The organism is Rhodoferax sp. (assembly GCF_023700745.1).
Lineage (GTDB): Bacteria > Pseudomonadota > Gammaproteobacteria > Burkholderiales > Burkholderiaceae_C > Rhodoferax.
The window spans coordinates 34,875-52,263 of sequence record NZ_JAMPYG010000011.1; the positions used below are offsets into that span (position 1 = coordinate 34,875).

Genomic DNA, 17,389 nt, shown 5'->3' on the forward strand with positions numbered 1-17,389 from the left:
TTGAAGTATGGCCGAAAATGGAGGGCGCGGTGGTCCTGTTTCATAGATGATTTTCAGTGAGGCGCACTGGTCAGCTACTTCAGGCAAAAAATGCGCGATACACATGGTGCGAATGGTGTGTTTTGCGGTGGTCTATTGTGATTCCTCAAGCGGGGTGTAAGGGGATCGGTGGGGTGACCGTGATTCAACTCAAGTGCAAATTGACCAGTCGGAGCAGGGGCTGCGGCAGGGTCTCGCTTGGCTCCGCAACGAGCTGTTCGGTCGGTCCTTTGTTCCAGCACAGTTCGCCTTTCGTATCATCGAACCACAGCAACGCCTCTTTGAATGTGCGTTGCTGGCGCGGAAACGTGACCATTTCCACGAACTGCAGCGTGGTGACCGTCGCTGCCTAGATCCACAGCCATTGGTAAACCGTGGCTTTGGTCGAGAGCGCGGATTGGTCGAGCCGTTTTATTTCCGCAAGATACCCTTGTAGTGCGGAAAACAGGAACAGGACTTCGTACAGCGGCGGCATGGGCAGGGCGGCGGTGGTGCGGAGCAATGCGGAATTCAGGCTGAATTTTGTGACGCGATTTCCCGCGCAACATGCAGCGATGCTATCGCACTGAAGGGCTTGAAGAACGCGCAGCGCATGAGATTCTGAAGGCATGGACAGCACGTCGCTGGTCCCTTTTTAACCCTTCAGGAGTCTCCATGAAATTCTCGAAAGCCGAAATCGAAGCCGTCATCGAAGCATCGCCCCGCACCACCATCCCCTTCAACAAGCTGATCCTGTCGGAAACTTACCAGGCCCGCTCGGCTGGCAGCACGTCGAAGATGAGCATTGCCGAACTGGCGGCATCCATCAAGGAAAGTAATGTCCTGCAAAACCTGATCGTGGTGAAGGGCGCACGCGGTCTGTTCGAGGTTTGTGCAGGTGGTCGCCGCCTTGAGGCGCTAACCCTGCTGGTTGCCAATAGTGACATTCCAGACAACTATCCCGTGCCTGTGCTGATGGTGCCTGCCGACAAGGCACTGATCGCCAGCTTGGCGGAGAACTGCTTCCATATCCCGCTCCATCCCGCCGAGGAATACACCGCCTTTGCCAAGTTGACGGCCCAGGGTAAGTCGGTCGAAGACGTTGCCGCCGCCTTCGGTGTCACACCTCTGGTGGTCAAACGCCGCATGAAGCTGGCCACGGTCTCTCCCCAATTGATGGCTCAGTTCCGGGCCGACAAGATCGGTCTGGACTGCCTGATGGTGCTGGCTTCGGTGGACGACCACCACAAGCAGGAACAGACCTGGTCTGGTGTGCCGACCTGGAATCGCCGTCCCGACTACCTGCGCCAATTGCTTACACAGGGCGAGATTGAGTCTGACAGCGACCCCGTCGCCCGGTACGTGACTGTCAAGGCTTACGAGAAAGCCGGTGGCACCCTGCGCCGCGACCTGTTCAGCGACGACGACAAGAAAGCCTACCTGCTGGATGCAGCACTGCTGGAGAAGCTGGCCACCGACAAACTGCAGAAAAAGGCGAAGCAGGTCGCCGCTGATGGCTGGAAATGGGTCGATGTCCGTGTCCGCTACAACTACGACGAGTTTGTCAAGTACGGCGCACTACGAAAAACCCGGCGCGAGCCCTCCGGACAGGAAGCCGCCAGCCTCTTGGAATTTGAAACCCGACTGGCTGCGTTGAACGACCAGATGGAGGCACTGGCCGAAGCAGAATCGGATGAAAGCGATGAAAATGGCGAATACGACAAGCTCGAAACCGAGTCCGAGAGCTTGCAGGCCCAGATCAAGGCACTGGAAGACACCTTCAACGTCTGGCCTGCTGACCTGATGGTCCAGGCTGGATGCGTGGTCTTCGTTGGCAACGATGGCACAGTGGCCCTCAAGTGCGGTTTGGTTCGTCCCGAAGACCGCAGCGACATGGCGCAGGCGGCGCGGCTGGCAGGCGAGGGCGCTGATGATGAATCGCTGGTGTCACTGCCTTCACCCAAGACCCGCCCAGTCCATTCCGACAAGCTGATGCGCCGTCTCACCGCCCACCGGGTGGCCGCAGTCCAGGCCGAACTGATTGACCGCCCCGACGTGGCGTTGGCCGCGATCACTGCCCATTTGGCCGTGAAACTGCTGGTCGACGGTTTCCGCCGCCACTACGGCAGCGACGATGTTTTGACGATGAGCGCCACCAACACCCATGCAAGTCTGCCGTCCGAAGCTGATGACATGAAGACCAGCGCAGCATGGCAGAAGATGGACACCGAGCGCGCAGCCTGGGCGGCTCGACTGCCGGAATCGGTAGATGCAATCTTTCCGTGGGTGCTGGCGCAGGAGCCCATCACTGTGCAGCAATTGCTGACCTTCCTCATTGCTTCGACCGTCACCGGTGTCTACGGTGTGGAGCGAAGCAAGCAGAGCACCGATGCGCTGGCTGTTGCATTGGGACTGGACATGAGCAAGTGGTGGTCGGCCACCGGCCCATCGTATTTCAACCACGTGTCCAAGGGCCGCATTTTGGAGGTCGTGACCGAAGCCGTCGATGCCAATGCCGCCAGTCCGCTGGACACACTCAAGAAGGATGCAGCCGTGACAGGCGCCGAACAGACCGTGGCGGGTACGGGCTGGTTGCCCACCGTGCTACGGGTCGGGATGTCTGAGAAGGTCAACCCGTCTGGAGATAGCGACGAACCGCCTGTGGCAATTGGCGAAGAGCATGTGGAACCGGACGGCGCAACACAGTGGGCGCAGGAGCCCGCGTTGGCCGGGTAACCAGAAGTCGGCAGTCAGCAACCCTGCGGAGGTTTGCCCAGGCGGACTGACACGGGGAGCGTGTCAGACCATGAGTTTTGAACTGTTGCAACGGAGGTTTCAAATCATGCAGAGAAAGTGGAACGTGCACGTGATCCGGGAAGGCCGGTCGCAGTACATCGGCGAGGTGAGCGAATCCAGCGAGGAAATGGCGCGTTGCGCGGCGCTGTCCCGGTTCGGTGTTGGCGCGGACGAGATCGACACCGAGGAGTCTCCGCCGCGCTGCGTGGCGATCTACCCCGATGACGACTTCGAGGTGTCGCCCGCAGCATAGGGCGATAACCACAATAGCCGTAGTGCGTCATAAGTGCAAAAATAGTGCATAATTTGACTGATAATCGTATAGGAAGAAAGTATGTTCCCTGCAACCCTTCAGGTTTCTCCTGCCTTGAGTCACGGTTTCGATGGCTTCATTGATTTCCTGCGTGACCAGGAAGCGGGGGCGTCTACGCTGTCGCCGAAGCGATTCGGCGACGTGTTGAGCATCGACATCCAGACGCTTGCCACCCAGGCACACGTCCATCGCAACACCATCAGCCGGGCACCGGCATCGGAGAGCGTGCAGAAATTTCTGCGCGAGGCGCTGCGCGTAATGCGCGCGGCCCATGACCTGTCCGGCGACGTCACCCGCGCCATCTTTTGGTATCGCAACGAGCCCTTGCCCCCGTTTGGCTACAAGACAGCAGAGCAACTGGTATCGGAAGGGCGCACTGAGGATGTTCTGCGCTATGTGGAGTCGCTTGAAGCGGGTGCCGCAGGATAAAGCTGACCGCGTTGGCCGACGTCACGGCTTACCGGATGCCTGTGCCCCGATGGGCCGTTGCACCAACCAGCGGGGCGGGGGCGGCCAAGCATGGCGGGAGGGCCAACCGACCCGGCGTGGAGGCACTCTATCTGGCAATGGAGACGGAAACGGCCGTTCGCGAATACCAGCAGGTTTCCACGCTGCTGCCTCCGGGCACGTTGACGAGTTACCGACTGACGGCAGCGCCGGTGGTCGATTTCTGACCTGCTTTCAAACACTGACGTCTTGAAAAGTGTCAGAAATAAGAAGATAATTCTACCAATTAAGAGCCATCGCCATGCAAACCCTCGCCAAACAAGTACTGGAGCACGCCTCCCGGTTGCCGGAAGGCACGCCTTTGGCCGCCAAAGAACTGCTGCACCTGGGCAGTCGAGCTGCGGTGGACCAAGTGCTGTCGCGTCTTGTGGGTCGCGGTACTCTGCTGCGCGCAGGCCGAGGCATCTATGTCCTGCCCGTCGAGAGTCGCTTCGGCACCCGTGCGCCTTCAACTGTCAAGATGGTTGAGGGTCTGGTAAGCCAGCGCGGGGAAACTATCGTGTCTCACGGCGCTGCCGCTGCCAATGCGCTGGGCTTGACCACGCAGGTGCCAATGCGGGCGGTATATCTCACATCCGGGCGCAGCCGCCAGTTGAAGCTGGGCGCACAAATGGTCGAGTTCCGGCACGCGCCGATCTGGCAATTGATCTTTCCAGGTCGAGCTGCCGGTGATGTGGTGCGAGCATTGGCCTGGTTGGGGCCAGAAAAAACCGCTGAGGCGATTCGGAAGTTGCGTTCCAAATTGCCATCGTCCGAGTTGGAAGAGGTCGCCTCGGCACGCGCCCGCCTGCCAACCTGGATGGCCCAAGAGGTCAGTGCTCTGGTGGCCCATGGTTGAGTTTTTCCAACTCTCCTCCGCAGAACGCCTGGAAGCGCTGAATACGGCAGCCAACACATCCGGCATTCCGCCGCACTTGCTGGAAAAAGACATCTGGGTGATTTGGACATTGCAACACCTCTTCACTGGCCCTTACGCGCAGCATCTCGTTTTCAAGGGCGGTATATCCCTGTCAAAAGCCTACGGTGTTGTCCGTCGCTTCTCCGAAGACGTGGACTTGACCTATGACATCAGGGCCATCGCAAGTGATTTGATGGGCGACACGGGTTCGCCGTTGCCGGCCAGCAAGAGCCAGGAAAAGAAATGGAGCAAAGAAATCCGTGCGCGCCTGGCAAGCTGGGTTGATGCCGAGATCGTGCCCCGGCTCAAGCAAGACCTTGCGTTGCAAAGTTTACCGGCAGTGGTACGGGCCGAGGGCGACAAAGTTTTTGTTGATTACGAACCGTTGACCAAAGGGACGGGCTATGTCCCACCGTCTGTCATGCTGGAATTCGGTGCCCGCTCCACGGGTGAGCCCAGTGAGCTACGCACCATCCGCTGTGACGCGGCCAAGCATCTACAAGGAGTCGAGTTCCCCACTGCAACGCCACAGGTCATGCGGGCTGAGCGAACCTTTTGGGAAAAGGCCACGGCTATTCACGTCTTTTGCGCCCAGGGTGAGTTCCGTGGCGGTGACCGCTTCGCGCGTCACTGGCATGACGTGACCCGGCTTGACGCTGCCGGTTTCGCGAATGCCGCCATCGCGGACAAGGCACTCGCTCAAGCAGTTGCCGATCACAAGAGTATGTTCTTCGCAGAGAAGAACCCCAAAGGCGATGTCATCGACTATCACGCGGCCGTCTCCGGTGGGCTCCAACTCGTACCGGGTGACGGGGCGTTGGCCAAATTGGCCGCTGATTATCAGCATATGGTCGATGATGGTTTATTCCTTGATGACGTCGAACCTTTCGAGGGTTTACTGGCGCGATGCCGAGTCATCCAGCAGAAGGCCAACGCAACCTGATCACCGGAATAGAACGCCATCCGAAAAGACCGCCACTTTATTCTTGCGGATGTGAATTGGTTTCTTTTCTGGCCGCTGATCTACCAGCGCCCTGTTGATTGACCGACGCAGCTCCCAGATACGCCCCCGAAGCTCGAATCCGCGCATGTCCTGCCAGTTCGGACACGGCCCGTCTCGCCGCCAGGTCCAGATCTGGCGGCAGCGGCCCACCGCCTCGCACCGGCGGCGGTTGACCCGTCTGGTCGCCGAAGAACTGGATCAAGACTTCATGGCGTAGGCCGTGTGCCGTCACGCCCAGTTCCCGAAACGTGATCCCGAATTTCTCCAATACGTAGTCAAAGCGCCGCAGGTTCTGTTTCAGATCATTGGCAGGGTCCCCCAAATAGGCATCCCGGTTGCATACCAGGCCTTGGGCGAGATCGACCGCCGCCAACCGGGCAGGGCTGTCCAAAGGTATAAAGCGAACCCGCCCGCCCTTGCCCTTGATCCTCACATACCGATCCGCTGCCTTGCTGTCGATGGGTAGTCCCGTTTCGCGGAAAGGCAAGACGTGCTCAAAGGGCCGGAACTGGATGGACTCCTTGCGTCGCAGCCCCATGGCATTGATCAATCGCAGCGAAGCGCCGACATACCGGTCGTAGGCGCAGACCCGCTCAATGAGTTCCTCAATATCGATTCCGGCGGCAGACCAGCTCTTGTCCCGCTGCGCATATTCATGCCGCTGGTATTCCTCCAAGCTCAGGCCGTAATGCGCTGGCCCCCGCACAAAGCCATGCTTGCCCATCCACATGCCCAAGCCGCGTAGGAAACTCAGGTAGGTTTGAATCGTGGCAGGGGCCAGATGCTCTTTTTGCCAGACTTGCACCATCGCATGAATGTGTTTCTGTCCCAGGTTGCGTGGATCGGGAATCGTGTTGAACCCTGCTTTGGCTTTCAGGTCACGAAAGAACCGCCGAAGGAACTGGGCGCGTTCATAGCGCGTCTTGTGGGAAACGGTTTTCTCCAGCGAGGTGTGCAGGGTGTTGAAGAGTTCCAGCAGTACCTCCAGCACTTTGAGTGGTGGCGCCTTGCCAGGCTGGTAACACGCGAGAATTTCTTCGGTGGTCTTGCCGGCCCACTGTAGGCGGCGCACGGGTTGACTGGCTGCCATGCGGCCAGGACTTACCGAGCCTTGAGGTCGGCGAAGAGAAGTTTCAAAAGAAGGTCTGTTTTTCATGGCGTTATGTTCCAGGGTCGACCGCTCGCCGCCCGAACGGCCAGCCGGTATTGAAAATTGCGTGGAATCCCAAGGGGGTCGCCTGTCGGGCGGATTCCGTCGCCCAGCAGGTCAGTGATCAAAAACTCTGGCGCCGCACCCGACCACCGATGTGCGGCACCTACCCAAGGTTTTGCCAGCCAGCGCTTCTGCGCTGGCCAGCTCGGTCTTCCTTAAAAATGAAACATGTGATCCGTCCCACCTGTGCATTTCTACAACCATGGGGTTGGCGATGCCCACCCACCTCAAGGGCGGCAAAGGGCATCCGTGACAAGGTCAAGCCCTGCACGTACTGATGGATCAGTTCTGGATTCGTAGCGCCATCCACTCGCATGGGTCCACCCCTGACCGAAAGTCCAGGGCGGTGCCGAGTTTGTGAGCGGGAACGCGCGGGGAGCCTAAAGAGGCAAACACAACCGCGCGATGCGTAAAACGCGTGCTCAAAGGATGGCGGGAACAGGGGTGCGGCATCAGGTGCCGACCGGGTGCTCGAAAACCGTGGCGCGTTTCAGGGAACGCCCAGCGAAAAGTGCTGGCAAGGCCACAAGGGGTTGCACTACAAAAAAAAACGAGGCCATCACCTCAGGGGTTGATAGCTAATTCCGGTTCAAGGACCGGAGTTTGGGGCAGGTAACGACTGCGACGCCTTGCGCTCCTCGATGGAGCAGGGCCAGGACGGCCCTCGGAAACCTGTAGTTGACGCTGACCCAGAGGATGAGTCAAGCAGGCGTGCCGGAAATGGTGTTGATTTCCCGGTGGTTTTGGGTGGCGATTGAACGACCGGGATGTGCCTGTGAGCCGAGTTTATTGTCCCGAAGGGATTGAAAGTGAGGCTGCATGCGGGCTTGACAAGGGAAATTGCTGCCTCTGGTCTCGGACGGGACCTTGACCGGGTTAATGGCCGGTTCGCAGGGCTGGGCCACGGAAATAGCACAAATCGGCGTGATCCGCGCAAATCACGCCCTTGACAGCTCGGTTTGCGGTGAGACCGTGGTTCGACACGCAGTGCTCTTTCAAGGGGCTGACGAAATGGTCTCATTTCAGTGCGAACTGACATCGCTGTATTTAGACCCAGGCCAGACCTGATCCCGAAATCGGACGGTTTGAAGGGGACTTTTGCGTGGATGGACGGCATCGGGCCACCGATGCTGATCGACCTGTAACCCTGAATTGGAGTCTTTTTATGGAACTGATCATTCGAGCCGTGGACGTTGGCTACGGCAACACCAAGTACGTCGCGGGTATCTCCGGTGACGACATCCGCTGCGCCAGTTTTCCTTCACTGGCTTATCCCTTTCCGCGCGACCCATCCACCACCCTGGGTGCGGATCGCCGCAAAACCGTCGCCATCCCGATTGGCGGGATGTTCTACGAGGTGGGGCCGGACGTGATGCTGGCCGCCGACACCTTTCGTGCCACGCAGATCCACGACAACTTTATTGACACCCCGGAATACCTGGCCCTGGCACGTGGCGCACTGCGCATGATGAAGGTCGACACCATCGACCTGCTGGTGGTGGGGCTGCCGGTGGCCATGTTTGCCTTGAAGAAGGCCGCACTGGAAAAATTGATGACTGGCCCCCACGACGTGGGCAATGGCAAGACCGTGTTGGTGCGCAAGGCGCTGGCCATGGCCCAGCCCAACGGAGCGTTGATCGACTATGCCTCGCAGCATGACAAGGTGGTGGCAATGGAGAACGAGCATAGCCTGGTGATCGATCCTGGTTCGCGCACCTTCGACTGGCTAGTGGCGCGGGGTATGAAGTTGTCGCACAAGCGCAGCCATTCAGTTAACCGCGGGGTATCGGACATCCTGCAGGTCATTGCGGATGACATCAGTGCAGAGATTGGCCGACCTTACAACCAGTTGGACGCCATCGATCTGGCCTTGCGCACCAACAAGAATTTGATGATCTTCCAGCGAACCTACAGTCTGGCACGCATGAAGCCGGTGGTGGAAAGTGTCACCAAGCAGGCCGTGGGGGCGATGATGCGCCGTATCGGGGAGTTCTATGACGTCCAGCACGTCATTCTGGTGGGCGGTGGTGCTTTTCTGTTCAAAAAGGCGGTGAAGGAGGCGTTCGCGACGCATCAGATTCTGGAAGTGAAAGAACCGATGTTCTCGAATCTGCGGGGTTACCAGATCGCAGGTACGAATTACGCCGCCACAGCGATGCAAAGTCCCGGCCGTGCGGCTCGCACAACGCGATTGGAAGGAGAGGGCGCATGAGCCGGGACCAAGAAACAAACAGTGAGCCGGTGCGTCTGCTGTTTGAGATGACGCGGGAGGACAACCCGCGCCTCTACGACGACCTGATCCGGTTCAACAAGGGCACGAAGCGGGTGAACCGCTTGCGCTTTTTGGCTCATGAGGGGTTGATGGCACAGAACTGGATGCTGATGCCGGTGGCGGGTACCTTATCTCAAGCGACTGCATCAGCGTTGCACGCGCCCTCGAAGGTCAATCCCGCCGTTGCAGGGCATGTCGTCCAGGCGTTCGATGTGCCAATGCTCGATGGGGATGACTGATCATGGCGCCAGTGAAGAAACATGGACGCCGGAGAGCGTCAGTCAGCGCGTCAGAACTGGCGCAGATGGGCGTGTGCGAGCGGCTGGTGGTGTTTGAACATCGCTATGGCAAGCGGCGAACCGTTGAACAGCAGCAGGCAATCAAGCGCGGACGACGGGCGCACGCGCGCTTTTATCGGGAGGGGCATATGGACTGGACCCGCTGGTGGCGTTATTTCATTGTTTTCCTGATATTTGGGCGCTGGCTAACTTTGTGTGTCGCGAAGTGGTTTCAAGTCAGGAAACCGCATCATGAGACTTGACCATGCAGCCGTTATTGGCGTGGGCGCGCTCGCGCTCGTCCTTTGGTGGTGGCGCAGCAGGTCAGATCCACGCCGGGCAAGGTTGCCGCCAGAATTGAGAAGCGCCTGCCTGGTCTATTCGGAACGGTTGTTCAAATCCGCCGGGCCAGTGTCAATTTCTGCCAGGGTGGATAAGGTTTATCGCAATGCGGCAGGTGTGTTGGTGCTGGTTGAGCTGAAAACCAGGGAGAAGAATCGGACGTATCAGTCGGATGTCATTGAATTGTCGGCGCAGCGCGTGGCATTGATGGCACATACGGGAGATGCTGTCGCGGATTTCGCCTATATTGTGATTGAGCGGCCAGATGGCTTCCGAATGGGTTGTCATCGAGTGAGGCTCATGGCACATGCTGATGTAATTTCTCTGGCGATAAGGCGAGGGGATCTGTTTGCTGGGAAGGTTGAGCCTCAGGCCATCTGTTCATCGGGTCTGTGTCGGAAATGTGCGTTTGTTCGACCGTGTGATCCGCCTTGGCGGTGAATGATCTGGCGCATGTCAACCCGCAGACATGCCCATCTTGATAATTGCGTCACGCTACTTTTAAGGGTACGACATTCCAAGGCGTCCCACTTTCGCAAGCAGCGATGAAAGCGGCCCATCGCTCCAATGCGACCCTGCGTTCGGGAATTTCTTCCCGAACGTCGTAGATCGCTTCCATCCCTTTTAGGGTATGGTTCAATGCAATTTCGGATATCTCGCGCGAGATTCCCATGTTGCGCATGTGTCCCTTGGCGGTGCTTCGCGTGTCGTGTGGGGTGAACTTACGGATCTCGATATCGCCCCGTTCGAATGCTCTTGCGATGGCCGCCCAGAGTGTTGTTTCGCCAACGTGGATATCTCCAAGCCGTCTCCGCCTGCGCTCCACACGTGCAGGCAATATCCATGGAGAGTCACCAGCGAGATCCTGCAGGTCTTTGAACCAACCGACAACGGTTGGCGTTAGCGGCACGAGGAAGCCGTTTCGTGTCTTGACCGACTCATCGGGAACCCACCAGGTTCCACGGTCTAAATCAATGTGCTCCCACCGGGCCTTCGCCAGCTCAACGGACCGTACGCAGGTTGCCAAGAGAATGCGAAAGGCCAGGGCATTCTCAAGGCCAATGTCATCGATATTGGCGAGTAGCGTGCGGAGCTCTTCCTCGGTAAGCATCACACGCTTGCGAACAGGGGGGCGCTGCCCCATCAAGGCAACCAAGTCAATACCAGCTGTCGGATTGGAGTCAATCAGACGTTTGCCGCAAGCATGCGCAAACAACAGTTTGCACGAAGTCAGGATACGCTTTGAGATGGTCCAGGAGCGTTTGGCCGATTCCAAGACGTGCACGATTTCTGCCGGGGTGACCTGCTGTACTTCGAGGGAGCCGAGCTTGGGCAGGATGACCTTTTCGAAATCCCACTTGCGGTAGTAGATGGTTCCTTCGGCGAGATGGGGCGTGACGAGTTTTTTTCCTTTGTAGTCAGCTATGAGTGCGCGGACGGTCCATGCCATCTTGGAGCGCATCTTCTCAACTTTTTTCTCGACTGCCGGGTCGTTGCCTTTGTCGACTTCCACGCGATTTGCGCGTGCAAGTTGCCGTGCCTTCGCAAGCGAAAGGTCAGGGTAGTTGCCGAGTGTCAGTTCTTTGCGCCGCCCAGCACCTGTCCGGTAGCGAAGCACCCAACTGGCCGTGCCTGAGTTTGAGAGTGTGAATGTCAGGCCGCCGCCATCCGAGCGAGCGAGTGGCGCGCCTTTGTTTATCCAATGTCGTATCTGGACATCGTCGAGCAGGTTGACTTGAGTTCCCATGGTGATGCTTGAGGTTGGGTAGCTGGTAGCGTCAGTATAGACGCTAGCTACCCACCTAGCTACCCATTTTGGCCGTGCTTCAATGAAACGTCTTGGGATGGAGTTATTTGTAACTTATTGATAAATATATGTATTTAGCTTTATTGTGGGATTTCTTGAGCCTATATGGGATGCTAATTGATGTTCCAGGTGGCTAGTTTCATGGTTCAAGTCCCCTTTTGGTAGGTCACAAAACTGTAGCCCAGACCCGTGCTGCCAAGGTGGGATTCGCGGGCAATTTCCTTCCACTCTGGTCCAAAACTGGGTGCCAAGGCATCACCCTCAAAATCGGCATCAAGCTCGGTCACGACCGCAGTGCTGGCCAGCGCCAGCGCCTGGGCGTAGAGCTCGGCGCCACCGATCACCCAGGCCGTGCTGTCAGGGGGGCAGGCGGCACAGGCGGCTTCGAGGGAATTGGCCACCACCGCGCCATCTGCCGTCCAGGCGGGCTGGCGCGTCACCACCACATTGAGGCGCCCGGGCAGGGGGCGGAATCTGGGCGGTAACGAGTCCCAGGTTTTGCGGCCCATGATCACCGGGCAGCCCAGCGTGCTGCGCTTGAAGTGCGTCAGGTCCTCGGGCAGGTGCCAGGGCAAGGCGTTGTTGTTGCCAATGACACCATTGCGGGCACGGGCCAGGATCAGATTCAGTTTCATAAGGTTTTCACGGTTGGGCGCGGTGGCAGCAGCACGGCAGCAATGGCGCCCATGACGCACAGTACCGCCACCAGGTCTGGCCAGCCGGGTATTTCGTTGACGATCAGGGTCGCGCTCAGGGTGCCCACCATCGGCACCGCCATCACGCTCATGGCGCTGGTGGCGGGTGGTAAATGGCGGGCCAGGCCGAACCAGATGACCTGGGCAAATCCGTAGTTGATGAGTGCGCCATAGGCAAGGCTGGCCCACACCGGGGCAGAAAATTGCCAGCTGGGCCAGGGTTCAAGCACGGCCGCAAAAAGCCACAGGCAGATGCTGGCCAGAACCAGCATCCAGACCGTCAGCGTCTCCATCGGGATCGTCAGGCGCATCCTGCGCATCAGCAGGGTACCAGCAGCCCAGCACAGGGCGGCCAGCTCCATCCAGACAATGCCAAGCGGTTTGCCACGCAATGCCGTGAGTTCGTTGAAAGTGAGCAAACCAATGGTCAATGCCACTGCCACCATGGCAAAGACAATGCGCCGGGTCAGTTTTTCCTTGAACAGCAGCACACCCAGCAGCACGGTCCAGATGGGCATGGTGAAGCCCAGAATGGCGGCGCGTCCGCTGGCGAGCTCTTTCACACCCAGGATCGACAGCGTGTGCCAGCCCAGCATGTTGGGCAGCCCCAGGGCGATGATGCTGCGCCATTCGGCATGTTGCGGCCACATGCGCACGCCTTTGAACCGGTAATAGCTGTACAGCCACAGGGCACCAAAGCTCATGGTGATGGCGCGAAAGTACAGCGGTGAGAGCTCGCGCAAGCTGTACTTCATCATGGGCCAGTTGATGCCCCACATCAGCGTGAGGGCAACCAGGCCCCAGATCTGGCGGCGGCTGATCACACCGCCACCGGGGCCTTGATGGCGGGGTGGCACTGGTAGCCATTCACCGCAAAGTCTTCATAGACGTAGTCAAAAATCGAGGTCGGCCGGCGTTTGATTTCCAGCGTGGGGTAGGCAAACGGCTGGCGGCCCAGTTGCAGTGCCACCTGTTCGGCATGGTTGCTGTAGATGTGGCAGTCGCCGCCGGTCCAGATGAAGTCGCCGACGTCCAGGTCGCATTGCTGCGCCACCATGTGCGTCAGCAGTGCATAGCTGGCGATGTTGAAGGGCACGCCCAGAAAGATGTCGGCACTGCGCTGGTACAGCTGGCAGCTCAATTTGCCTTTGCCGCCCAGTTCGGTTGCCGGAGCCACGTAGAACTGGAAAAAGGCATGGCAGGGCATGAGCGCCATCTTGTCGAGTTCGGCCACGTTCCAGGCGCTGACCAGCATGCGGCGCGAGTCCGGGTTGCTTTTGAGGGTCTGGATGACCTGGCTGATCTGGTCGATGTGACCGCCGTCCGGCGTTGGCCAGCTGCGCCATTGCACGCCATAGACCGGCCCCAGGTCACCTGTGTCGGGGTTGGCCCATTCGTCCCAGATCGTGCAGCCGTTGTCTTGCAGCCATTTGACGTTGGAATCACCCCGTAAAAACCAGAGCAGCTCAACGATGATGGCGCGCAGGAACACCTTTTTGGTGGTGACCAGCGGAAAGCCCTGGGCCAGGTCAAAGCGCATCTGGTGGCCGAAGACACTCTTGGTGCCGGTGCCAGTGCGGTCGGACTTGAAAACACCATGGGTGTCCACATGGCGCAGCAGATTTTCGTATTGGGAGCTGTGTGATTGGGACATGACAAGAATAAGAAAACACTTTTTAAAGTTAACGTGAAAGAACAGCGTCATTGCGAACGCAGTGAAGCAATCCATGACTTCCGACGGCATGGACTGCCGCGTTGCGCTCGCAGTGACGGGTTTTCTTTCATGATTCGGGGCAGCTTGGAGGCCATGACACTTGGTGCGCCATGTTAACGGAGATGCCCTGCTGCGTTGCGGCTGAAAGCAGACGCTCGCCTGGGTCAGCAAACTTTTTCCCGCTATGCACCAACGTGTCTTGTCACGGCATGTCGTTCGCGTCGAGGCAGGCCTGCGGGTGTAACAAACCGGCTTGTCGTCACGACTAAGTGGCATGCCGTCAAAACAGAATGCACCCATGAAAAAAAGAGACTGGTTTGGGTCGGCGGGTGATTTGGTCGATCTTTCTGAGTCCTTGATGCGTAAAAATTTCCTGGCTTCAGGCAGTACTTTCCCTACGGCAAAGCAAGCTACAGTGCGGTCAGTAATGAATTGACACCACGGGGAAATCAATGATGGGGACTTTGACAAATGAAGGCACGACTCCGGCGGCGTCCGAAGCATCCATCCTGACTGACGCGGCATTTCTGACTGACTTGCGGCGTCAGATGCTGAAGTTCGCCACGCTGCAACTCTCCAACAGCCATGCGGCAGAAGATGCCGTGCAGGAGGCGCTGGTTGGTGCGTTGAAAAATGCCAGCTCTTTTGCTGGCCGCGCCGCCTTGAAAACCTGGGTCTTTGCAATCTTGAAAAACAAGATTGCGGATAACTTGCGACAGAAACAGCGCATGGTCGATGCCAGCAGCCTGCTCAGGGAAGATGAAGAAGACGAAGACTTTTCTAAGCTCTTTGATCAAAAAGGCCACTGGCAGGCCGATGAAAGGCCAGCCACCTGGGGCAACCCGCAAGACGCCTTGCATCAAAACCAGTTCTGGAAAGTGTTCGAGATATGTCTGGAAGCGCTGCCCGGCAACCAGGCCCGGGTGTTCATGATGAAAGAATTTGTCGAGCTTGACGCAAATGAAATTTGCAGCACGGTGGGCATCACCACCACCAACCTGAATGTGATGTTGCACCGATCACGCCTGCGTCTGCGGGAGTGTCTGGAGAACAACTGGTTTCTGAAGGAAGAACGCGCATGATGAACTGTGAAAAAGCCACCCGATTGATTTCCGAGTCGCAGGAGCGGACGCTGTCGCTCACGGAAACCATCAACCTGAAGATGCACGTCATGATGTGCGCGGGGTGCAAGAACTTCAGCCTGCAAGTGCCGTTTCTCCGCAAGGCCATGAAGGCGTATGCCAGGGGCTTTGACGAAGGTCGGAATGACGAAGTCAAAAAATAGAGCTGGTACGGCTTCCTTGTGGCCTGGGGAGCTACTGGAAATGCTTTGCAAGCCAGTGGTCGAGCGACAGCTTGCCCGGCCCGTGCACCATCAGGTACAACAGCACGGCGGCCCAGGTGCCATGGGTGGGGTAGGCATCGGGGTAGACAAACAGCTGGATCGTCATCGTCATACCCAGCAAAGCCAGGGCTGACAGGCGGGTGGCCATGCCGAACAAAATCAGCAGCGGGAAAAAATGCTCGGCAAAGGCGGCCATGATGGCGGCCATTTCGGGTGGAATCACGGGCAAACGGTATTCATCCCTGAACAGGTCGACCACCGAATCTGACAGACGCGGCCAGCCCAGAGTGAATTCGCGGCTGACGATGTCGATCTCAAGGCCCTGTATTTTCGTCTGGCCCGACTTCCAGAACACCGCTGCAATGGAGAAGCGTGCGACAAACGCCAGCAAGGTATTGGGAACGTGCGTGCAGAGGCTGATGAACTGGCGAATCAGTCTGGGCATGAGCCCGGCATCAGCCACGGCTGTGGCGCTTAATGATTCAGTGCTTGTGTTCATGGCAGGGTACTCCGGTGATGATCTGGGTAATGAGCTGCCAGCGCAGCAACAAGGCCAGGGCGTGGCTTAAATCAAATTCGGGATCAATACCGCTTGCCGTATCCGTGGCAGCCATCACCGTCTGACCGGTTTGCAGGGCGCTGACAAACGTCGCCGAGCTGGTGACCAATGCCTGGGTGACCACGTCGAGCCCGTTTCTGAAAACCAGCGCTGCCTGCGCTTGATCCGGATCAACTGTTGAGAGGCATAGCGTGCCCTGATGCGCTGCCCACAGCGAAAAAACGGCAAACCGGGACTCAATGAGCTGCACCGAGGGGTGCAACATCAGCTGCAAAGAAGTCAATTTGTCCGGATCAGCGAGCGCAGACTGCAGGGCTTCGACTTGAAGTGGGTCCACATCAGCCGCGTGATAGGCCAGAACCCGCGCCATTTCAAGGCGCGCCACATCGGCCAGATATGGCACCGAAGCGGCGGGCGGGAAGGCGCCCGCAAAATCAGCAAAGTCGTGTCCATAAAACGCCATCAGGCGCGAGCGTGGCGGGTTCGCCTGGATAAATACCTGCGCCATGGCCCGGAAAAATTCTTCGCCCACCAAAGCCTGCACGACGGGAAAGGTGTCGGCCAGTGCGTCAACCAGGGACACCATGACGTTGTTGCGATAGACCGCGAAACGCGTTGCAGGGTCAGAGCCGTTCCAGGTGCTCAGGCCACCGGGGCAAGGAAGCTCCGGGTTCAGCAGGGCAGCAGCAAAAGCGCTTTGACTGCTCATGCCGTCACCTCTTCGGTGCGCAACGCAAGCAACTGCTGATCGGCCAGGTGTGCCTCGGCCAACAAAACCGGCCAGGCCGGCACATCGTTGTCACGCTCCAGCAGGGTGGCCACCGGGCCCGTCAAGCCCAGCGTGAAGGCATACAGGTCCCACACCGCTTGGGCGACGGGCGCGCCGTGGCTGTCAATCAGCAGCAGGTCGCCGTTGCCATCTTGCGCCCGGGCAAAACCAGCGAGGTGAATTTCACCCACTTGCGCCAGCGGCAGCGCGCGGATGGCGGCGTGCGCGTCACGCCCGTGGTTGATGCTGCTGACATAGACGTTATTCACGTCCAGCAACAGACCGCAGCCGGTGCGGCGCAGCACCTCACTCAAGAAAGCGGCTTCGTCCCAGGTGGAGGCCGTGAATTCCAGGTAGGTGGCCGGGTTTTCCAGCAACATGCGCCGGCCCAGATGTGACTGGACCTGGTCAATGTGATCACACACGCGCTGCAAGGTGGCGGTGTTGTAAGGCAGTGGCAGCAAGTCGTTCAGGAACGCGGGGCCGTGGCTGGACCAGGCCAGATGCTCTGAAAACGATTGCGGCTGGTAGCGTGCCAGCAGTACCGCCAGCGCATCCAGATGGTCCATGTCCAGCGCTGCATCGGCCCCGATGGACAAACCTACCCCATGAATGGAGAGCGGGTAATGTGCGCGAATGCGGCTCAGGTAATGGTGATGGGGCCCACCGGGCACCATGTAGTTTTCGGCGTGGACTTCAAAAAAACCAATATCTGGCTGCGTCGCCAATATCTCCTGAAAATGTGCGGGCTTCAAGCCCACACCGGCCCGCGCGGGCAATGACTTGGCGCGAGCGCCCCGAGACGGCAATGCCATGTTGACCGGGCTTGTCATGTCAGGCGCTCCGCTTGCAGTTCGGGA

Annotated in this window: 21 protein-coding genes and 1 pseudogene; 12 read left to right on the plus strand and 10 right to left on the minus strand. The window is 58.5% G+C overall.

Features of this window, described 5'->3' with window-relative positions; genetic code table 11:
• Nucleotides 1–184: 184 nt before the first annotated feature.
• Together NDJ10_RS10050 and NDJ10_RS10055 are read right to left on the minus strand one after the other, a co-directional pair.
• Complete coding sequence (locus tag NDJ10_RS10050; protein WP_296161723.1) at nucleotides 185–361, minus strand: hypothetical protein; 177 nt, start codon at nucleotides 359–361, stop codon at nucleotides 185–187.
• Between the two features lie 27 nt (nucleotides 362–388).
• Complete coding sequence (locus tag NDJ10_RS10055) at nucleotides 389–649, minus strand: hypothetical protein (protein WP_296161725.1); 261 nt, start codon at nucleotides 647–649, stop codon at nucleotides 389–391.
• Between the two features lie 44 nt (nucleotides 650–693).
• Between NDJ10_RS10055 and NDJ10_RS10060 the strand changes: the two genes are divergently transcribed.
• From NDJ10_RS10060 to NDJ10_RS10085, 6 genes and pseudogenes are all read left to right on the plus strand, one after another.
• Nucleotides 694–2,754 (plus strand): ParB/RepB/Spo0J family partition protein, encoded by a 2,061-nt coding sequence (locus NDJ10_RS10060; protein ID WP_296161727.1) that lies wholly within the window; start codon nucleotides 694–696, stop codon nucleotides 2,752–2,754.
• 70 nt (nucleotides 2,755–2,824) lie between these two features.
• Complete coding sequence (locus NDJ10_RS10065) at nucleotides 2,825–3,067, plus strand: hypothetical protein (protein WP_296161728.1); 243 nt, start codon at nucleotides 2,825–2,827, stop codon at nucleotides 3,065–3,067.
• 81 nt (nucleotides 3,068–3,148) lie between these two features.
• Complete coding sequence (locus NDJ10_RS10070) at nucleotides 3,149–3,556, plus strand: DUF2384 domain-containing protein (protein ID WP_296161729.1); 408 nt, start codon at nucleotides 3,149–3,151, stop codon at nucleotides 3,554–3,556.
• A pseudogene (locus tag NDJ10_RS10075) lies at nucleotides 3,553–3,798 on the plus strand (RES domain-containing protein); the annotation flags it as partial. The gene NDJ10_RS10070 and the pseudogene NDJ10_RS10075, both read left to right, overlap by 4 nt.
• 77 nt (nucleotides 3,799–3,875) lie before the next feature.
• Entirely contained in the window at nucleotides 3,876–4,472 is a 597-nt protein-coding gene (locus NDJ10_RS10080; protein WP_296161730.1) for a DUF6088 family protein, read from the plus strand.
• The gene (locus NDJ10_RS10085; RefSeq protein ID WP_296161731.1) at nucleotides 4,465–5,475 is read left to right on the plus strand and encodes a nucleotidyl transferase AbiEii/AbiGii toxin family protein; all 1,011 of its coding nucleotides are present in this window, start codon (nucleotides 4,465–4,467) and stop codon (nucleotides 5,473–5,475) included. Before NDJ10_RS10080 ends, NDJ10_RS10085 begins: the two co-directional genes overlap by 8 nt.
• Before the next feature lie 37 nt (nucleotides 5,476–5,512).
• On the opposite strand, the gene NDJ10_RS10090 is transcribed toward NDJ10_RS10085, so the two are convergent.
• Nucleotides 5,513–6,691, minus strand: coding sequence for a phage integrase N-terminal domain-containing protein (locus NDJ10_RS10090; protein ID WP_363318703.1), 1,179 nt, complete (start codon nucleotides 6,689–6,691; stop codon nucleotides 5,513–5,515).
• Nucleotides 6,692–7,913: 1,222 nt separating this feature from the next.
• On the opposite strand from NDJ10_RS10090, the gene NDJ10_RS10095 reads away from it, so the two are divergent.
• Genes NDJ10_RS10095 through NDJ10_RS10110 form a run of 4 tightly spaced genes read left to right on the plus strand, consistent with a single transcriptional unit; the run spans nucleotide 7,914 to nucleotide 10,081 of the window.
• A complete protein-coding gene (locus NDJ10_RS10095) occupies nucleotides 7,914–8,960 on the plus strand; it encodes a PRTRC system protein D (protein WP_296161734.1) in 1,047 nt (348 codons plus the stop codon).
• On the plus strand, nucleotides 8,957–9,259 hold the full coding sequence (locus NDJ10_RS10100; RefSeq protein WP_296161736.1) for a hypothetical protein: 303 nt from the start codon (nucleotides 8,957–8,959) through the stop codon (nucleotides 9,257–9,259). The genes NDJ10_RS10095 and NDJ10_RS10100 overlap by 4 nt, the downstream gene beginning before the upstream one ends.
• A 2-nt stretch (nucleotides 9,260–9,261) precedes the next feature.
• Nucleotides 9,262–9,561, plus strand: a complete 300-nt coding sequence (locus NDJ10_RS10105) for a hypothetical protein (RefSeq protein WP_296161738.1) — start codon at nucleotides 9,262–9,264, stop codon at nucleotides 9,559–9,561.
• Nucleotides 9,551–10,081, plus strand: a complete 531-nt coding sequence (locus tag NDJ10_RS10110; RefSeq protein WP_296161740.1) for a hypothetical protein — start codon at nucleotides 9,551–9,553, stop codon at nucleotides 10,079–10,081. The genes NDJ10_RS10105 and NDJ10_RS10110 overlap by 11 nt, the downstream gene beginning before the upstream one ends.
• A 49-nt stretch (nucleotides 10,082–10,130) precedes the next feature.
• Here NDJ10_RS10110 and NDJ10_RS10115 read toward each other — a convergent pair whose 3' ends face one another.
• From NDJ10_RS10115 to NDJ10_RS10130, 4 genes are all read right to left on the minus strand, one after another.
• A complete protein-coding gene (locus tag NDJ10_RS10115) occupies nucleotides 10,131–11,387 on the minus strand; it encodes a site-specific integrase (RefSeq protein ID WP_296161742.1) in 1,257 nt (418 codons plus the stop codon).
• A 206-nt stretch (nucleotides 11,388–11,593) separates the two neighbouring features.
• Nucleotides 11,594–12,082 carry a dihydrofolate reductase gene (locus NDJ10_RS10120; protein WP_296161744.1) on the minus strand — a complete coding sequence of 163 codons (489 nt, stop codon included), beginning with the start codon at nucleotides 12,080–12,082 and terminating at the stop codon, nucleotides 11,594–11,596.
• A complete protein-coding gene (locus NDJ10_RS10125) occupies nucleotides 12,079–12,999 on the minus strand; it encodes a DMT family transporter (RefSeq protein WP_296161746.1) in 921 nt (306 codons plus the stop codon). The genes NDJ10_RS10120 and NDJ10_RS10125 overlap by 4 nt, the downstream gene beginning before the upstream one ends.
• A complete protein-coding gene (locus tag NDJ10_RS10130; RefSeq protein WP_296161748.1) occupies nucleotides 12,963–13,796 on the minus strand; it encodes a thymidylate synthase in 834 nt (277 codons plus the stop codon). The genes NDJ10_RS10125 and NDJ10_RS10130 overlap by 37 nt, the downstream gene beginning before the upstream one ends.
• Before the next feature lie 515 nt (nucleotides 13,797–14,311).
• Between NDJ10_RS10130 and NDJ10_RS10135 the strand changes: the two genes are divergently transcribed.
• Nucleotides 14,312–14,938 (plus strand): RNA polymerase factor sigma-70, encoded by a 627-nt coding sequence (locus NDJ10_RS10135; protein ID WP_296161751.1) that lies wholly within the window; start codon nucleotides 14,312–14,314, stop codon nucleotides 14,936–14,938.
• A complete protein-coding gene (locus tag NDJ10_RS10140) occupies nucleotides 14,935–15,141 on the plus strand; it encodes a zf-HC2 domain-containing protein (protein ID WP_296161753.1) in 207 nt (68 codons plus the stop codon). The genes NDJ10_RS10135 and NDJ10_RS10140 overlap by 4 nt, the downstream gene beginning before the upstream one ends.
• A gap of 31 nt (nucleotides 15,142–15,172) precedes the next feature.
• Here the strand turns inward: NDJ10_RS10140 and NDJ10_RS10145 are convergent, their stop codons facing one another.
• From NDJ10_RS10145 to NDJ10_RS10155, 3 genes are read right to left on the minus strand one after another with little or no spacing between them, the layout of a single operon-like run.
• Complete coding sequence (locus tag NDJ10_RS10145; RefSeq protein ID WP_296161874.1) at nucleotides 15,173–15,646, minus strand: DoxX family protein; 474 nt, start codon at nucleotides 15,644–15,646, stop codon at nucleotides 15,173–15,175.
• A 37-nt stretch (nucleotides 15,647–15,683) separates the two neighbouring features.
• The gene (locus NDJ10_RS10150; protein ID WP_296161754.1) at nucleotides 15,684–16,469 is read right to left on the minus strand and encodes a DNA-binding domain-containing protein; all 786 of its coding nucleotides are present in this window, start codon (nucleotides 16,467–16,469) and stop codon (nucleotides 15,684–15,686) included.
• Nucleotides 16,466–17,362, minus strand: coding sequence for a DUF692 domain-containing protein (locus tag NDJ10_RS10155; protein ID WP_296161757.1), 897 nt, complete (start codon nucleotides 17,360–17,362; stop codon nucleotides 16,466–16,468). Before NDJ10_RS10155 ends, NDJ10_RS10150 begins: the two co-directional genes overlap by 4 nt.
• Nucleotides 17,363–17,389: the final 27 nt, after the last annotated feature.

Excerpts from the sequence above, each read along its gene's own strand:
- NDJ10_RS10145 (WP_296161874.1), bottom strand. The coding sequence starts at position 15,646 with ATGCCCAGACTGATTCGCCAGTTCATCAGCCTCTGCACGCACGTTCCC.
- NDJ10_RS10135 (WP_296161751.1), top strand. The coding sequence starts at position 14,312 with ATGGGGACTTTGACAAATGAAGGCACGACTCCGGCGGCGTCCGAAGCA.
- NDJ10_RS10065 (WP_296161728.1), top strand. The coding sequence starts at position 2,825 with ATGAGTTTTGAACTGTTGCAACGGAGGTTTCAAATCATGCAGAGAAAG.
- NDJ10_RS10140 (WP_296161753.1), top strand. The coding sequence starts at position 14,935 with ATGATGAACTGTGAAAAAGCCACCCGATTGATTTCCGAGTCGCAGGAG.
- NDJ10_RS10150 (WP_296161754.1), bottom strand. The coding sequence starts at position 16,469 with ATGAGCAGTCAAAGCGCTTTTGCTGCTGCCCTGCTGAACCCGGAGCTT.
- NDJ10_RS10155 (WP_296161757.1), bottom strand. The coding sequence starts at position 17,362 with ATGACAAGCCCGGTCAACATGGCATTGCCGTCTCGGGGCGCTCGCGCC.
- NDJ10_RS10090 (WP_363318703.1), bottom strand. The coding sequence starts at position 6,691 with ATGAAAAACAGACCTTCTTTTGAAACTTCTCTTCGCCGACCTCAAGGC.
- NDJ10_RS10110 (WP_296161740.1), top strand. The coding sequence starts at position 9,551 with ATGAGACTTGACCATGCAGCCGTTATTGGCGTGGGCGCGCTCGCGCTC.
- NDJ10_RS10130 (WP_296161748.1), bottom strand. The coding sequence starts at position 13,796 with ATGTCCCAATCACACAGCTCCCAATACGAAAATCTGCTGCGCCATGTG.
- NDJ10_RS10055 (WP_296161725.1), bottom strand. The coding sequence starts at position 649 with ATGCCTTCAGAATCTCATGCGCTGCGCGTTCTTCAAGCCCTTCAGTGC.
- NDJ10_RS10100 (WP_296161736.1), top strand. The coding sequence starts at position 8,957 with ATGAGCCGGGACCAAGAAACAAACAGTGAGCCGGTGCGTCTGCTGTTT.
- NDJ10_RS10085 (WP_296161731.1), top strand. The coding sequence starts at position 4,465 with ATGGTTGAGTTTTTCCAACTCTCCTCCGCAGAACGCCTGGAAGCGCTG.
- NDJ10_RS10070 (WP_296161729.1), top strand. The coding sequence starts at position 3,149 with ATGTTCCCTGCAACCCTTCAGGTTTCTCCTGCCTTGAGTCACGGTTTC.
- NDJ10_RS10105 (WP_296161738.1), top strand. The coding sequence starts at position 9,262 with ATGGCGCCAGTGAAGAAACATGGACGCCGGAGAGCGTCAGTCAGCGCG.
- NDJ10_RS10095 (WP_296161734.1), top strand. The coding sequence starts at position 7,914 with ATGGAACTGATCATTCGAGCCGTGGACGTTGGCTACGGCAACACCAAG.
- NDJ10_RS10080 (WP_296161730.1), top strand. The coding sequence starts at position 3,876 with ATGCAAACCCTCGCCAAACAAGTACTGGAGCACGCCTCCCGGTTGCCG.
- NDJ10_RS10115 (WP_296161742.1), bottom strand. The coding sequence starts at position 11,387 with ATGGGAACTCAAGTCAACCTGCTCGACGATGTCCAGATACGACATTGG.
- NDJ10_RS10060 (WP_296161727.1), top strand. The coding sequence starts at position 694 with ATGAAATTCTCGAAAGCCGAAATCGAAGCCGTCATCGAAGCATCGCCC.
- NDJ10_RS10120 (WP_296161744.1), bottom strand. The coding sequence starts at position 12,082 with ATGAAACTGAATCTGATCCTGGCCCGTGCCCGCAATGGTGTCATTGGC.